Genomic DNA, 13661 nt, shown 5'->3' on the forward strand with positions numbered 1-13661 from the left:
GGAGCCGCACCTCATGGCCGAACACCCCGCCTACCCCGTAGGCCTCCGCCTCACCGGCCGCAGGGTCGTCGTCCTCGGCGGCGGTCAGGTCGCGCAGCGCCGCCTCCCGGCACTGATCGCGGCAGGCGCCGCCGTCCACCTGGTGTCCCCCGGGGCGACCCCCTCGGTCGAGGCGATGGCGGACGCGGGCGAGATCACCTGGACCAGGCGCGCGTACGCCGAAGGGGACCTGGCCGACGCCTGGTACGCCCTGATCGCCACCAGCGATCCCGAGGCGAACGCACGCGCCTCCGCGGAGGCGGAGGCGCACCGCGTGTGGTGCGTCCGTTCCGACGACGCCGACGCGGCGACGGCCTGGACCCCGGCCACCGGCACCAGCGAAGGCGTGACGGTCGCCGTCCTCACCACGAATGCCCGCGGCCGCGACCCCCGCCACACCGCCGCGATCCGTGACGCGGTCGTCGAGGGCCTGCGCGACGGCACGCTGGTCGCCCCCCACCACCGCACCCGCACGACCGGCGTGGCCCTCGTCGGCGGCGGCCCCGGCGATCCCGACCTGATCACGGTCCGCGGCCGCCGCCTGCTCGCCGAGGCGGACGTCGTGATCGCCGACCGCCTGGGTCCCCGCGACCTCCTCGCCGAACTCCCGCCGCACGTCGAGGTGATCGACGCGGCGAAGATCCCGTACGGCCGTTTCATGGCCCAGGAGGCCATCAACAACGCCCTGATCGAGCACGCCAGGCTGGGCAAGTCGGTCGTGCGGCTCAAGGGCGGCGACCCGTACGTCTTCGGCCGCGGTATGGAGGAGCTCCAGGCGCTCGCCGAGGCCGGCATCCCCTGCACCGTCGTGCCCGGCATCTCCAGCTCGATCTCCGTGCCGGGCGCGGCCGGCATCCCGGTCACCCACCGCGGTGTCGCCCACGAGTTCACGGTGGTCAGCGGCCATGTCGCCCCGGACGACGAGCGCTCCCTGGTCGACTGGCCGTCCCTCGCGCGGCTGACCGGCACCCTGGTGATCCTCATGGGCGTCGACAAGATCGGCAAGATCGCCGAGACGCTGGTGGCCCACGGCAAGTCCCCGGACACCCCGGTCGCCCTCGTCCAGGAAGGCACGACGGCCGCACAGCGCCGGGTCGACGCCACGCTCGCCACGGTCGCCGACGTCGTACGGACCGAGGACGTGAAGCCGCCGGCCGTCATCGTCGTCGGCGAGGTCGTCACCGTGGGCCCGCAGACCTCTTTGTAACCCCGGGTAACCCAACCCGTCCCCAGCCGTTGGCACCGCACCCAGGACAAGGCAGTATCACCCTGTGGCCGATCTCATCACCGTCGAGGATCCCGACGACCCGCGTTTGAGCGACTACACGGGCCTGACCGACGTCGAACTGCGCCGCAAGCGCGAGCCGGCCGAGGGCCTGTTCATCGCCGAGGGCGAGAAGGTCATCCGGCGGGCCAAGGAGGCCGGGTACGAGATGCGTTCGATGCTGCTGTCGGCGAAGTGGGTCGACGTCATGCGGGACGTCATCGACGAGCTCCCGGCCCCGGTGTACGCGGTCAGCCCCGCACTCGCCGAGCAGGTCACCGGCTACCACGTGCACCGCGGCGCGCTCGCCTCGATGCAGCGCAAGCCGCTGCCCACCGCGGCCGACCTGCTGCAGACCGCCCGCCGGGTCGTCGTCATGGAGTCGGTCAACGACCACACCAACATCGGCGCGATCTTCCGCTCGGCCGCCGCCCTCGGCATGGACGCGGTCCTGCTCTCCCCGGACTGCGCCGACCCGCTCTACCGCCGCAGCGTCAAGGTCTCGATGGGCGCGGTCTTCTCCGTCCCGTACGCCCGCCTGGACACCTGGCCCAAGAGCCTGGACTCGGTCCGCGAGGCGGGCTTCACCCTCCTCGCCCTCACCCCGGACGCGAAGGCCAGGACCCTCGACGAAGCCGCCCCGCACACGATGGACCGGGTGGCCCTGATGCTGGGCGCGGAGGGCGACGGCCTGTCCACCCAGGCCCTGGTCGCGGCGGACGAGTGGGTCCGCATCCCGATGGCCCACGGCGTCGACTCCCTCAACGTGGGCGCGGCGGCCGCGGTCGCCTTCTACGCGGTGGCCACGGGCCGTCCGTCCCTGTGACGACGCCTCCCGGGGGCGTGCGCTCGGTCCGCCCCCGTGAGCGGGACGCGCCGCCCCCGGGCGGACCCGACCGCAAACCCGCCCTGGCCGTGCCCTAGCCGCCCTGGCGCAGAGTCGACTCGTACCGCTCGGACATCAGCCGCCCCTTGTCCAGGGGCACATAGTCCGTCGGCGCGTGCACCTGCCCCTGCCGCTGCTCCCGTACGACCCCCCGGTCGTCCCCGAGACCCTGCGACGGCCCCTGGCAGCCCTGCGCCGCCGCGATACCGAGCGCCACGAGCAGCGTGACCACGACGAACACGAACAGGCGCTGGCGCAGCAGCCGGGGATTCGCCGGCCGCCGCCCGGTCCCGGTGTTCCTGGACGTCGGACGTCCCGTTCCGCTGCGTGGCCCCGGACGGCTCCCGCCACCGGACCGGGTCGTGTTCCGCGCGGCCGGAGTGGCCCGCGCCCCGGACCGCGAGGACGGGCCGCCGTTGCCACGTGTACCGCTGCCGTCCCGCGACGGGGCCGCGCCGCGCGACGGGGTACCCCCGCTCCGCACCGGGCCGGAACCGCGCGACGGGGGTCCACCGCGCGGTGCGGGCGTGCCCGGCGCGCCCTGCGCACCCGACGGTCCCTGCGGACGCCGTTGCGCCGCCCGCTCCGGATAGGTGTCGGCGATCCGCCCGGTGGGCCGGTCCGCCTCGCCCCCACGCGGCGCGGGCGGACGCAGATCCGCGTGCCCCTGCGCCTCCCGGGCCGCGATCTCTTTCAGACGCAGTGACAGCTGGAGCGTGCTGGGCCGTTCCTCGGGGTTCTTCGCCAGACACGCCCGCACCAGCGGGGCCAGCGCGTCCGGCACGCCGTGCAGTTGTGCCTCCTCGTGCACCACGCGGTACAGCATCACCTCGGAACTGCCGTGCCCGAAGGGGGAGTCGCCCATCGACGCGTACGCGAGGGTCGCCCCGAGCGAGAACACGTCGGTGGCCGGGGTGACCGCGGCGCCGCGCACCTGCTCCGGGGCGAGGAAACCGGGGGAGCCGACCGCCGTGCCGACGTGGGTGAGTGTCGAGGCGCCGGTGGCCCAGGCGATGCCGAAGTCGATGATCCGCGGTCCCTTGGGGGACAGCAGGATGTTGGACGGCTTCAGGTCCCGGTGCACGACCCCGGCCTCGTGCACGGCGACGAGCCCTTCCGACAGGGCGGCACCGATGGCGGCCACCTCGGCCGCGCCCAGCGGCCCCTCGTCGGCGACCTTGTCGTGCAGGGAGGGCCCGGGCACGTACTGGGTGGCGAACCACGGCCGTTCCGCGTCGAGATCGGCGGCGACGAGCCGGGCCGTACAGCCACCCCGGATCCGCCGTGCCGCCGAGACTTCGCGGGCGAACCGCGAGCGGAACTCCTGGTCCTCCGCCAGATCCGGCCGGATCACCTTCAGGGCGACCCGCTGCCCTTTACGGTCCGATCCGAGATAGACCACGCCCATCCCGCCCGCTCCGAGCCGTCTGTGAAGCCTGAACGAGCCGACGACGCGCGGGTCCTCGCGCCTCAGGCGCATCATCGCCATGTTCATCCCCGCTGCCCGGTCCGTGTGACGTGCCACAGCTTACGTTTCCACGGCCCGCCGCGCGCAGAGGCCGCGCCCTCTCGGCCCATCGGATTGTCAGTGCCGGGTGGGAGACTTGAAGAGTGGTCAGGGGCTGTGGAAGCAGGCCGACTTCGGCCCGCGGGCGGTTCCAACCGACTGTCGCAGAAGGGGGATTGAACCCGTGAAGGGTGATCGAGTGGAGATAGTCGTGGACGCCGGGGACACGACACGCACGTACGAGGTGGTGGCGAGCAGGGCGGGCCGCCGGGTGGAGACCGCAGTACGCCGAGGTGTGGTGGAAGTGAGCGAAGTCACCCGAAACGGCTCGGTCGTCCGTACGGCCCGTTTCATGGCGAACCGGGTGCTGGCACTGGTCGAGCAGCCGATCCCGCGGGAGGACAGCTCGGAAACATCGGGGCACAGCGGGCGGCCCCTCCGGGAAGACCCTGAGGCCTAGGTCCCCGTCTCCACCCAGGGGAGTACTCCGCAGGTCACGGGTCATCCTCCGGGAGGCCCGGCAATCGGTACGAGGGCATGACGCCCGGTAGACGCCGGACACCTAGATTTGAGGTCAAGCGGCGGGTGCAGCACTCGTCCCCCGAGGTCAGACACCCGCCGCTGCCAACGACACCTGAGACGGTCAGGAGAGGGACCATGGCCTATCCGGCACCGCGGACACTGATCCGCACGCAGGGACGCACCACGCGCCCCCGCCGTACCGGCCGCCGCCACCCCCTGGTGGCGACGATCATGGCCCTTCCTCTGGCGGCGCTGCTCCTCCTCGTCTTCGACGGGTGGGAGACAGTGGCAACACAGGCGTCGTCCGTGGGCGTGATGCTGGGGCGCTGAGCGGCGACCCCAGGCCCGGAAGAGCGGTCCGGGCGGGGACATCCACCTATGAAACCCCGTGGGGACGGGGGTGCGGCGGACGGCACAAATGCCGGCGCAGCTGGGGAGCTGCGCCGGCATTGCTGTGCCGTGGGGCGGGTGCGGGATGCCTGCGGCGGCCTGTACGGGTGTTCTGGAGTGCGCGCAGCGCGTTCGGTCGGGTGGGAGGCCGGGGCCGGGTCGCGGGTGCGGGGACACCTGGGCTCGCTGGGCACGTTCCCCGTGCCGTGCCGTGCCGTGCCGTGCCGTGCCGTGCCGTGCCGTGCCGGTCCGGCCGATCCCAGCCCGTCCGGCGTTTGAGGCGAGGCCCTTTCAGGCTTCAGGGTTCAGGCTTCAGGGCCGATGCGGGGGCCATGGGTGCGGAGCCCTCAGGACAAGGCCGGCTTCCCGGCCGAGCGGGACGGGCGGGTCGGATGGGCGAGAATGCGGGGGTCCGGGGGCGGAGCCCTCAGTGACGGTCGACCAGCACCTCCCGCTCCAGGAGCCCCGTGACCACCACCCCCCTCCTCACCGAGCTCACGATCCGAACCCGGGCCAGGGCCCACTCGGCACCGACGGCCTGCCCCTGCGGAGCGACAGGGGGAGCAACGGACCAGGCGACCAGCACCCTCGCCGACCGCCCCGACGCCACCGTCGTCCGTCACGCCCACACCGTCGCCAAGGCCCACGCCCCGGACACGACCACCACTGACCTGACCCCCAGGCTCACCACAGCCGCCCACCTCCCCGGGGTCCTCCTCCCCCCGCTCGGCCCGGCGCCCGTCGACCTGCACGGCCGGCTCGTCACCTTCTGGCCGTACGGCACCCCCGTGGACCCGGAGGACCCGGACGCGGCGCCATGGGAGGAGGCCGCCACCCTCCTCGCCCGCCTCCACCGCAGCCCCGCCCCGACCGCCCTGCCCCCCATGCGCGGTCCGGCGAAGGCCGCCCTCGCCGTCGCCCGCCTCCACGCCGCCGGCCCGCATCCCGCCGCGCTCCCCGTCCTGCGCGCCTGGTCCACGCTCCCCGCCTGGGCCCGCGCCGAGGCCCCCATGACGGACTCCACCGTCTGCCACGGTGATCTCCATCTCGGCCAGCTCGTCCGCCACCCGGCGCCCGACGGCCCGTGGCTGCTCATCGACGTCGACGATCTCGGCCTCGGCGTCCCGGCCTGGGACCTCGCCCGCCCGGCCGCCTGGTACGCCTGCGGACTGCTCCCGCCCGACGACTGGTCCCGCTTCCTCGCCGCCTACCGCACGGCGGGCGGCCCGGCCGTCCCCGCGGACGGCGACCCCTGGCCCGCGCTGGAGGTCCCGGCCCGCGCGCTCACGGTGCAGACCGCCGCCCGCTCGATCACCAAGGCGGTCGCGGCGGACCGTCCGCTGGACGAGGTGGAGCAGGCGCTGGTCGACGCCTGCGACCGGATGGGTTCCGCCCCGCCGGACCTGGCACGGGGTTTCCCGACGTAGGGTGCAACCGACCGCAGTCCGGGCAGTGTCTGTCCTGGCGAAACACGAAGCAGGACCGACCGTCGAGGAGTTGAGCCGACCATGCAGTGTCCGAAGTGCCATGCGCCGATGCACACGTACAACCGCAACGGCGTCCAGATCGAGCAGTGCAGCGGCTGCCGCGGCATCTTTCTCGACTACGGCGAGCTGGAGTCGCTGACCCGCCTGGAGTCCCAGTGGGCCCAGCCCGCAGTCCCGCCGCCCCCGGCCGCGCCACAGTACCCGGCCGCGCCCGGCGCTCACGCCGGCCCTGCCTGGGGCGCCCCGCAGGGCGGCCACTACGGCCACCAGGGCCACCAGGGACACCAGGGGAACCACCGGAACAAGGGCTTCGGCCGCATGCTGTTCTCCAGCTGACCGCCGGCCGGTGCACCAAGAAGCCCCCGGCCACAGGGCCGGGGGCTTCGGTGTGTGGACGATACTGGGATTGAACCAGTGACCTCTTCCGTGTCAGGGAAGCGCTCTCCCGCTGAGCTAATCGTCCTCGGGACCACGATCTCCCCGCGTCAGCGAGCGGGCCGATCATGGGCACTGCGTGCGCGATACTGGGATTGAACCAGTGACCTCTTCCGTGTCAGGGAAGCGCTCTCCCGCTGAGCTAATCGCGCGGGTCGAAGCCTCACGGCTCCAGAGGCCCGAAGGCCTCGGTGGACGATACTGGGATTGAACCAGTGACCTCTTCCGTGTCAGGGAAGCGCTCTCCCGCTGAGCTAATCGTCCTTGGAGGTGGAGACGGGATTTGAACCCGTGTAGACGGCTTTGCAGGCCGTTGCCTCGCCTCTCGGCCACTCCACCAGGAGTGTAAGGGGACCGGGATCCCCTTCTTCCTACGAGCGGACGACGAGGCTCGAACTCGCGACCTCAACCTTGGCAAGGTTGCGCTCTACCAACTGAGCTACGTCCGCCTGTCGTTTCGGTGCGCTTGCGCGTCCCGGCGACGTGTTGAACTCTAGCGGATTCCGCAGCCAGCACAAAAACGCGTTTGCGCAGCGTGCTGCGCTGCCCCCGCTCGCAGAGGGGGGCGGTGTTCTCGGAAGGACACGGCCAGGTCACACCCAGGACACCCGCCATAGACTCGACTGCGTGCTCGACCTGCCTCCTCTTGCCCGTTTCGGCGACCGTATCGCCTCCGGGCTCCTCGATGTCACCGACGACCCCGCCGCCCTGGACTCCAGCGGCTTCTGGGCGGTGTGCGCCGGCTTCGAGGGCGGTGTGACCTGCGCCCGGTTCGCGGACGTGCGGGAGGAGCCGGTGCCCGCCCCCGTGCCGGGGCGGTGGCGCGGTCCGGCGGCCGGTGACTGGACGTCCTCGCTCGATCGCGACGCGTACACGGCCGGGGTGCGGTGGATCCGGCAGCGGATCGCGGCCGGTGAGGTGTACCAGGCCAATCTGTGCCGGGTCCTGTCCGCGCCTGTCGGGGCGGACGCGGACGTGGACGCGCTGACGGCTCTGTTGGCGCGCGGCAACCCGGCGCCGTACGCGGGAACGATTCGCCTTCCCGGTCACGGCGTGGAGATCGCCACCGCCTCCCCGGAGCTCTTCCTGCGCCGCGACGGCCGGGTCGTCGAGTCGGGGCCGATCAAGGGCACCGGGCGCACCGAGGCGGACCTGCTGGAGAAGGACTACGCCGAGAACGTGATGATCGTGGACCTGGTCCGCAACGACCTGGGCCGGGTGTGCGCCACCGGCAGCGTCAGCGTGCCGGACCTGTGTGCCGTGGAGAAGCACCCGGGGCTGGTCCATCTCGTGTCGACCGTCCGCGGGGAACTGGACGCGGACGCCGGATGGCCGCAGCTGCTGGATGCCGCGTTCCCGCCCGGGTCGGTCACCGGGGCGCCCAAGTCGAGCGCGCTGCGGATCATCGAGGCGCTGGAGACGGCACCGAGAGGCCCGTACTGCGGGGGCATCGGCTGGGTGGACGCCGACCGGGGCACCGGCGAGCTGGCGGTGGGCATCCGCACCTTCTGGCTCGACCGGCCGGCCGGCCGGCTGTGTTTCGGCACCGGCGCCGGGATCACCTGGGGCTCCGACCCCGAGGCGGAATGGCAGGAGACCGAGCTCAAGGCGTCCCGGCTGCTCACGGTAGCGTCGGGCGAGTACGAGGTGAGTGGCGAGGGCCCGACGTGCTGTGCCGACCCGGGGGAGGCCCCCCGGACCTCCGGCCGGTGACAGGGGCCCGGCCCATACGTGTGAGGTGGAGACCAGTGAAGCTTTGGCTCGACGGCGGGTTGCAGGACCTGGAGTCCGCCCGTGTCTCCGCCCTCGACCACGGGCTGACCGTGGGCGACGGCGTCTTCGAGACGGTGAAGGCGGTCGACGGGAAGCCGTTCGCGCTGACCCGTCACCTCGACCGGCTGACCCGCTCCGCGCGCGGCCTCGGCCTGCCGGACCCGGACCTGGACGAGGTCCGCCGGGCCTGTGCCGCCGTCCTGGAGGCCAACCCGATGCCGCTCGGCCGGCTGCGCATCACCTACACCGGCGGCCACGGCCCCCTCGGCTCCGACCGGGGCGAGCACGGCCCGACCCTCCTGGTCGCCCTCGGCGCGTCCGCCCGGCGCCCCGACACCACGGCCGTGGTCACCGTCCCCTGGACCCGCAACGAACGCGGCGCGCTCACCGGCCTGAAGACGACGTCGTACGCGGAGAACGTCGTCGCCCTGGCCCGGGCCCGGCAACAGGGCGCCTCGGAGGCGTTGTTCGGGAACACCGTGGGGCGGCTCTGCGAGGGCACCGGGTCGAACGTCTTCGTCGTCCTCGACGGTGAGATCCACACGCCGCCGCTCTCCTCGGGCTGCCTGGCGGGCATCACCCGAGCCCTGACGGCCGAGTGGACCGGCGCCAGGGAGACCGACCTGCCGCTGGAGGTGCTGGAGAGGGCCGACGAGGTCTTCCTGACCTCCACGCTGCGGGACGTCCAGGCCGTCCACCGGGTCGACGACCGCGCGCTGCCGGGTGCGCCGGGCCCGGTGACCGCCAAGGCCATGCGGATCTTCGCCGAGCGGTCCGGGGACGACCTGGATCCGTAGGAGGCCCCGACGATCCGCGAAAGCCCCGGAAAAATGAGCTGACTCGGGTCTCCGGGACGGGTAGAACTCCCCTGATGACCACGACTCTGCGGCCGACCGAGCCGCTTCAGCGCGCTGGCGACGGGACGCGTTCGCGCCGCTACCAGGTGTGCGTGAACAGCCGACCCGTCGGCGGGATCCACCTCGGCACGTCCTCCGCCTTCGGAGACCGGGTGGCCCGGATCCTGGACCTGCGCATCGAGGCGCCGGACCGTCGGCGCGGCCGGGGAACGGTGGCCGCGCTCGCCGCGGAGGAGGTGGCGCGCGGCTGGGGCTGCCGGCGGATCGAGGCGGCGATACCCGCCGAGGCCGGGGCGGCGCTCCGGGCGGCGACCGCCCTCGGCTACGTCGTACGCAACCGTCTGATGGCGAAGGCGCTCGGCACCGCCCCGCCGGAACTGCCCGCCGGGAGCCGCGGCCGCCCCCTGACGGAGGCGGAGTTCGAGGACTGGCGGGCGCGGGAGACGCGGGGCTACGCGCAGAGCTGGATCTCGCGGGGGGTGCCCGAGGCCGAGGCGTGGGCCAAGGCGGAGCGGGACCACGCCACGCTCCTGCCCGACGGCCCGGCCACCGAGGGCGTGTCCCTGAGCGTCCTGGAGCACGAGGGGATCCGGGTCGGCACGCTGTGGCTGGGCACCCGCGACGGCCAGGCCTTCGTCTACGACGTCGAGACCGACGAGGAGCACCGGGGCCGGGGGCACGGCCGGACGCTGATGCTGCTGGCGGAGGCGCAGGCCGCCGCGACCGGGCGGACCGAGATCCGGCTGAACGTCTTCGCGGGCAACACCCCGGCCGAGCGGCTCTACGCGTCCCTCGGCTACGAGACGCTCACCCACTGCCTGTACAAGGACCTGCTCTGAGGCTCACGCGCCCTCGGCCAGCAGCCGGTCCGCGATCTCCTCGACGCGCTCGCGCAGCCCTTCCTGGCTCTTGCCGCCGTCGAGGCGCTCACCGCCGATGACATAGGTGGGGGTGCCGGTCACGCCGATCGCCTTGCCCTCGGCCTGGTCGGCGTCCACGATCAGGATGTGCCGGCCGTCGATCAGCGCGGTGTCGAACTCCTCCGCGTCCAGGCCCAGTTCACGGGCGACCTCGATCAGGAAGGCGTCGCCCCCGCGGTCCAGTTCCTCGACCCGGCCGAGCACCGCCTCGACGTACGGCCATCCCCGCCCCTGCTCCGCGGCCTCCTCGGCGGCCTGGGCGGCGGCGAACGCGTGCTGGTGCTTGTCCAGCGGGAAGTGCCGCAGCCGCAGCTCCAGCCGGTCGCCGTAGCGGGCACGCAGGGCCCGCAGGTCGTCCAGGGCGCTGCGGCAGTCGGGGCACTGGAGTTCGCACCAGACGTCGAGAACGGCGGCGGGGCGGGCGGGGGAGGAGTCGCTCATGCCCTCAGTCTCCCAGCCTGGCCTGCCCCGGCCCAATCGGACCTCGGCCGGTTCCGCAGCGGCCCTCGGGGACACGGCCGTGACCGGCACCTGGGGAGGAGCCGACCCGGAGATGTCCCTGATGTCCGGCCGGAGCATGGCCCGGCGGGGCCCGACGGGTGCAGGATGGAAGGGACGAAGCGCCCCCTGCGCGACCGAGCCCTGCCTGGAGGACCGGATGATTGCCGAGACCGTCTGTTCCGCCGTCTCCGCGGCCGGCCTGGGCATCGCGGCGATCACGGCGTACCGCAAGCGCTTCCTCGCGGCCACCCGTGTCGCGGCGTACGCGCTCGTCCCCATCGGCCTGGTCATGACCGGCGTCGTGGAGTGGCTGGCGGACACCGCGTTCAGTCCGGCGGCCTGGGCGGGCTTCGGTGTGCTCGGCGTCGCCTGGCTGCTGTTCGCGACCACCCGTGCCGTGGAGCGCCGCCGGGGCGGCACCCGCAAGGAGCGCCGGGCCGCCGCCAAGGCGGCGTCGCGCGAGGCGGTGGCCCCGGCGGCGTCGGCGCCCTCCCTGGGGCAGGGCGCCCGTCCGACGGCCCAGCCCGCGGCCCGGCCGCGCAAGGAGACCGCCGCGGACGACTTCAGCGACATCGAGGCCATCCTGAAGAAACACGGCATCTGACCTCGGCGTGCGGCGGCCCGCGCCGTCCGTACGACGGACTGAAACGTCACAGAGGGACCCCGGCGCGTCCGGAAGTGATCAGGACCCGAACCGGACATCACGGAATATGGCGAACTCCCGCACATCACGGGCGTGTTGATCGCGTAGCGGGTGCCGACTACGTCATCATCGCCGCGAGATGCTGGACACGACACAGAGCGACGCCGCGCCACCTCAGGACGAGCCGCGCGGATGCCTCTTCGCCCTTTCCCAGCCACCGCTGATGATCTTTCTTGCGGTGATCGGGTGTCTGCTGCTCATGGCTGCGCTGCACGATCTGCTGCTGCTCTGAGCCGTACCCGCGGTCTCCGGCGCCACCCGCCGGGGGCCGCGTCGACATCGCCGTGTCGTCCCCGGCGGCGCGCCGTCCGGATGGTCAGCCCGCCGCCGCCTCCTTGCGCCGCGCCCGGTACGCGGCCACATGCAGCCGGTTTCCGCAGGTGCGGCTGTCGCAGTACCGCCGTGAGCGGTTGCGGGAGAGGTCCACGAAGGCGCGCCGGCAGTCGGGCGCCTCGCAGCGGCGCAGCCGCTCCTGCTCACCGGCGACCACGAAGAACGCCAGCGCCATCCCGCCGTCGGCCGCCAGGTGGTCGGCGACGGAGGCTCCGGGCGCGAAGTAGTGCACGTGCCAGTCGTAACCGTCGTGGTCCGTGAGGCGCGGGGTGGTGCCCGCGCCGGCGACCAGTTCGTTGATCAGGCCGGCGGCGGTCCGGGCGTCCGCCGCGGCGAAGACCGCGGCGAACCGTCCGCGGATCCTGCGCACCGCGGAGAGGTCGAACTCCGAGAGCACCCCGACATCACTGATCTCGTGGTTCTCCACGAACTGCTCCAGGCCGGCGACGTCCCGCAGCCCGTCCGGCGTCGTGTCGTCCTCCGGCGCGGTGTTCACCAGATCGACCACGGTGTCGAGGGCGCACCGGATGTCGTGGGTGATCAGCACGTTTCGCTCCCTGGCCTGGGGGTCGGGCGCACGCCCGCCGATGCAGGCCGATGGTAACGGCTCGTACGGAGAGTGAGTATCCGTCTCTCCGTCCCCGGCGGCCGACGGAGGCCGGGGACGGGGGAGCGGAGACACGCGGAGACACGCGCACCGGCGCCGCCCCGCGAGGATCCGCGGCGACGGCGCCGGTGCTTTCCGTATGCGGTTGTCCGGGCCCGAGCCGTCTCCCCGAGTGGACGGCGCCGGGCGGCTCTGTGCAGCCTCGCTCCTAGCTTTCCGCCAGGATGTGCGAGAGCTCCTGATCGAGATCGAAGTGCCGGTGTTCCGTGCCGGGTGGCACGGCGGCGTCAGTGCGCTTCAGGAAGGATTCCAGGGCCCGCGCGGGAGCTTCGAGGAGGGCTTCGCCCTCCGGGGAGCTCAGGGCGATGCAGACGACGCCCTGGCCGTGACTGCGCGACGGCCAGACACGGACGTCGCCGGTTCCGGTGGGCCGGTGGAGGCCTTCAGCGAGGAGATCGCGGGCGAACACCCACTCGACGGTCTCCTCGGCTCCGGTGTGGAAGGTGGCGTGCACGGCGTAGGGGTCGGCCGTGTCGTACCGCAGGCCTGCGGGGACAGGCAGGGAGGACTCGCTCGACACAACGAGGCGCAGGTGCAGCTCGCAGCTGACCGTGGTGTTCATAAGCGCCAGGGCCTTTCGCTCAGTGTGCGCTCGGGGATTCGCACGTCGGCGAAATCGACATGCCACCTACGGTGCCGTTGTAAACCCCTCTGAGTGTTTTGCGTGCCTTTACGTAACTCTTCCGGCCGAGAGCGTGTTCGCACGGTACGCCCATTCCGGTGACCGGTTTCGGTCCGGTAGGGTTTGGCCGTATGAACACGGGGAGTGACGAGCCGGGCGAGGTTGCCGTGGCGACGGACGAGACGCAGACCGACGGGGCGCGGGGCGAGCAGGGGCTCGGCTCGAAGGCGCCCGAATTCATCAAGGCCCGCCGGGTGCTGCACCTGAGCTGGCAGGTTCTGATCTTCATCATCGGGCTCGCGGTCGTGGTCCTGGGCATCATCATGCTGCCGTTGCCCGGACCGGGCTGGGTGGTGATCTTCGGGGGCATGGCGATCTGGGCGACCGAGTTCGTCTGGGCCCAGCTGGTGCTGCGCTGGACCAAGCGCAAGGTCACCGAGGCGGCCCAGCGTGCCCTGGACCCCAGGGTGCGGCGCCGCAACATCATCCTGACCTCGGCCGGCCTGGTGATCGCGGCCGTGATCGGCGGGGTCTACCTGTGGAAGTTCGGCCTGGTGATGCCCTGGGAGATCAAGGACCAGTGAGCCGCGGCGGGTGCGGGCGACGGGCGGCCGTCCGTCGCCCGCACCCGCTGACATGCGGTAATGTTCTGCGTGCGCCCGGGCGATTAGCTCAGTGGGAGAGCGCTTCGTTCACACCGAAGAGGTCACTGGTTCGAACCCAGTATCGCCCACCCGGTACGACGGCCCGTCTGC

At 72.7% G+C, this 13661-nt stretch carries 16 protein-coding genes and 6 tRNA genes; 13 read left to right on the forward strand and 9 right to left on the reverse strand.

Going from position 1 to position 13661, the window contains the following annotated elements; all coding sequences use genetic code 11:
• Positions 1–13: 13 nt before the first annotated feature.
• The gene (gene cobA / locus ACWD0J_RS18240) at positions 14–1246 is read left to right on the forward strand and encodes a uroporphyrinogen-III C-methyltransferase (protein WP_451496823.1); all 1233 of its coding nucleotides are present in this window, start codon (positions 14–16) and stop codon (positions 1244–1246) included.
• Positions 1247–1310: 64 nt separating this feature from the next.
• The gene (locus tag ACWD0J_RS18245) at positions 1311–2129 is read left to right on the forward strand and encodes a TrmH family RNA methyltransferase (RefSeq protein ID WP_451496824.1); all 819 of its coding nucleotides are present in this window, start codon (positions 1311–1313) and stop codon (positions 2127–2129) included.
• A gap of 94 nt (positions 2130–2223) precedes the next feature.
• Here ACWD0J_RS18245 and ACWD0J_RS18250 read toward each other — a convergent pair whose 3' ends face one another.
• Positions 2224–3684 (reverse strand): protein kinase domain-containing protein, encoded by a 1461-nt coding sequence (locus tag ACWD0J_RS18250; RefSeq protein WP_451496841.1) that lies wholly within the window; start codon positions 3682–3684, stop codon positions 2224–2226.
• 196 nt (positions 3685–3880) lie between these two features.
• Here ACWD0J_RS18250 and ACWD0J_RS18255 point away from each other — a divergent pair, with 196 nt between their 5' ends.
• The 4 genes from ACWD0J_RS18255 to ACWD0J_RS18270 all read left to right on the forward strand — a co-directional run bounded on the left by ACWD0J_RS18255 (position 3881) and on the right by ACWD0J_RS18270 (position 6431).
• Entirely contained in the window at positions 3881–4156 is a 276-nt protein-coding gene (locus ACWD0J_RS18255; RefSeq protein WP_451496825.1) for a hypothetical protein, read from the forward strand.
• Positions 4157–4353: 197 nt separating this feature from the next.
• Complete coding sequence (locus ACWD0J_RS18260; protein WP_451496826.1) at positions 4354–4548, forward strand: hypothetical protein; 195 nt, start codon at positions 4354–4356, stop codon at positions 4546–4548.
• Positions 4549–5075: 527 nt separating this feature from the next.
• A complete protein-coding gene (locus ACWD0J_RS18265) occupies positions 5076–6035 on the forward strand; it encodes a phosphotransferase family protein (protein WP_451496827.1) in 960 nt (319 codons plus the stop codon).
• Positions 6036–6116: 81 nt separating this feature from the next.
• Positions 6117–6431: a TFIIB-type zinc ribbon-containing protein gene (locus ACWD0J_RS18270; protein WP_451496828.1), complete on the forward strand. Its 315-nt coding sequence runs from the start codon at positions 6117–6119 to the stop codon at positions 6429–6431.
• A 55-nt stretch (positions 6432–6486) separates the two neighbouring features.
• On the opposite strand, the gene ACWD0J_RS18275 is transcribed toward ACWD0J_RS18270, so the two are convergent.
• The 5 genes from ACWD0J_RS18275 to ACWD0J_RS18295 form a co-directional block, all read right to left on the reverse strand.
• Positions 6487–6558 (reverse strand) — tRNA-Val (locus tag ACWD0J_RS18275).
• Between the two features lie 52 nt (positions 6559–6610).
• Positions 6611–6682 (reverse strand) — tRNA-Val (locus ACWD0J_RS18280).
• Between the two features lie 40 nt (positions 6683–6722).
• A tRNA-Val gene (locus tag ACWD0J_RS18285) sits at positions 6723–6794 on the reverse strand.
• Position 6795: 1 nt separating this feature from the next.
• Positions 6796–6869, reverse strand: a tRNA-Cys gene (locus ACWD0J_RS18290).
• Between the two features lie 37 nt (positions 6870–6906).
• Positions 6907–6979: transfer RNA gene (locus ACWD0J_RS18295), tRNA-Gly, on the reverse strand.
• A 178-nt stretch (positions 6980–7157) separates the two neighbouring features.
• On the opposite strand from ACWD0J_RS18295, the gene ACWD0J_RS18300 reads away from it, so the two are divergent.
• From ACWD0J_RS18300 to ACWD0J_RS18310, 3 genes are all read left to right on the forward strand, one after another.
• On the forward strand, positions 7158–8243 hold the full coding sequence (locus tag ACWD0J_RS18300) for a chorismate-binding protein (RefSeq protein WP_451496829.1): 1086 nt from the start codon (positions 7158–7160) through the stop codon (positions 8241–8243).
• Positions 8244–8278: 35 nt separating this feature from the next.
• On the forward strand, positions 8279–9100 hold the full coding sequence (locus ACWD0J_RS18305) for an aminotransferase class IV (RefSeq protein WP_451496830.1): 822 nt from the start codon (positions 8279–8281) through the stop codon (positions 9098–9100).
• Between the two features lie 74 nt (positions 9101–9174).
• A complete protein-coding gene (locus tag ACWD0J_RS18310) occupies positions 9175–9999 on the forward strand; it encodes a GNAT family N-acetyltransferase (RefSeq protein WP_451496831.1) in 825 nt (274 codons plus the stop codon).
• A gap of 3 nt (positions 10000–10002) precedes the next feature.
• Here the strand turns inward: ACWD0J_RS18310 and ACWD0J_RS18315 are convergent, their stop codons facing one another.
• A complete protein-coding gene (locus ACWD0J_RS18315) occupies positions 10003–10521 on the reverse strand; it encodes a DsbA family protein (RefSeq protein WP_451496832.1) in 519 nt (172 codons plus the stop codon).
• Positions 10522–10738: 217 nt separating this feature from the next.
• On the opposite strand from ACWD0J_RS18315, the gene ACWD0J_RS18320 reads away from it, so the two are divergent.
• Both ACWD0J_RS18320 and ACWD0J_RS18325 read left to right on the forward strand, forming a co-directional pair.
• Positions 10739–11185 carry a hypothetical protein gene (locus ACWD0J_RS18320; RefSeq protein WP_451496833.1) on the forward strand — a complete coding sequence of 149 codons (447 nt, stop codon included), beginning with the start codon at positions 10739–10741 and terminating at the stop codon, positions 11183–11185.
• Positions 11186–11363: 178 nt separating this feature from the next.
• Positions 11364–11516 (forward strand): hypothetical protein, encoded by a 153-nt coding sequence (locus tag ACWD0J_RS18325; RefSeq protein WP_020138043.1) that lies wholly within the window; start codon positions 11364–11366, stop codon positions 11514–11516.
• A gap of 84 nt (positions 11517–11600) precedes the next feature.
• Here the strand turns inward: ACWD0J_RS18325 and ACWD0J_RS18330 are convergent, their stop codons facing one another.
• On the reverse strand, positions 11601–12164 hold the full coding sequence (locus tag ACWD0J_RS18330; protein WP_451496834.1) for a CGNR zinc finger domain-containing protein: 564 nt from the start codon (positions 12162–12164) through the stop codon (positions 11601–11603).
• 268 nt (positions 12165–12432) lie between these two features.
• Positions 12433–12846 (reverse strand): SsgA family sporulation/cell division regulator, encoded by a 414-nt coding sequence (locus ACWD0J_RS18335; RefSeq protein ID WP_004002642.1) that lies wholly within the window; start codon positions 12844–12846, stop codon positions 12433–12435.
• Positions 12847–13037: 191 nt separating this feature from the next.
• On the opposite strand from ACWD0J_RS18335, the gene ACWD0J_RS18340 reads away from it, so the two are divergent.
• Positions 13038–13490, forward strand: coding sequence for a TIGR02611 family protein (locus tag ACWD0J_RS18340; protein WP_451496835.1), 453 nt, complete (start codon positions 13038–13040; stop codon positions 13488–13490).
• Between the two features lie 77 nt (positions 13491–13567).
• Positions 13568–13639: transfer RNA gene (locus tag ACWD0J_RS18345), tRNA-Val, on the forward strand.
• The last annotated feature ends 22 nt before the right edge of the window (positions 13640–13661 follow it).

This window comes from Streptomyces sp. NPDC003011 (assembly GCF_053591515.1).

Excerpts from the sequence above, each read along its gene's own strand:
- cobA (WP_451496823.1), top strand. The coding sequence starts at position 14 with ATGGCCGAACACCCCGCCTACCCCGTAGGCCTCCGCCTCACCGGCCGC.
- ACWD0J_RS18250 (WP_451496841.1), bottom strand. The coding sequence starts at position 3,684 with ATGAACATGGCGATGATGCGCCTGAGGCGCGAGGACCCGCGCGTCGTC.
- ACWD0J_RS18260 (WP_451496826.1), top strand. The coding sequence starts at position 4,354 with ATGGCCTATCCGGCACCGCGGACACTGATCCGCACGCAGGGACGCACC.
- ACWD0J_RS18270 (WP_451496828.1), top strand. The coding sequence starts at position 6,117 with ATGCAGTGTCCGAAGTGCCATGCGCCGATGCACACGTACAACCGCAAC.
- ACWD0J_RS18310 (WP_451496831.1), top strand. The coding sequence starts at position 9,175 with ATGACCACGACTCTGCGGCCGACCGAGCCGCTTCAGCGCGCTGGCGAC.
- ACWD0J_RS18315 (WP_451496832.1), bottom strand. The coding sequence starts at position 10,521 with ATGAGCGACTCCTCCCCCGCCCGCCCCGCCGCCGTTCTCGACGTCTGG.
- ACWD0J_RS18320 (WP_451496833.1), top strand. The coding sequence starts at position 10,739 with ATGATTGCCGAGACCGTCTGTTCCGCCGTCTCCGCGGCCGGCCTGGGC.
- ACWD0J_RS18325 (WP_020138043.1), top strand. The coding sequence starts at position 11,364 with ATGCTGGACACGACACAGAGCGACGCCGCGCCACCTCAGGACGAGCCG.
- ACWD0J_RS18335 (WP_004002642.1), bottom strand. The coding sequence starts at position 12,846 with ATGAACACCACGGTCAGCTGCGAGCTGCACCTGCGCCTCGTTGTGTCG.
- ACWD0J_RS18340 (WP_451496835.1), top strand. The coding sequence starts at position 13,038 with ATGAACACGGGGAGTGACGAGCCGGGCGAGGTTGCCGTGGCGACGGAC.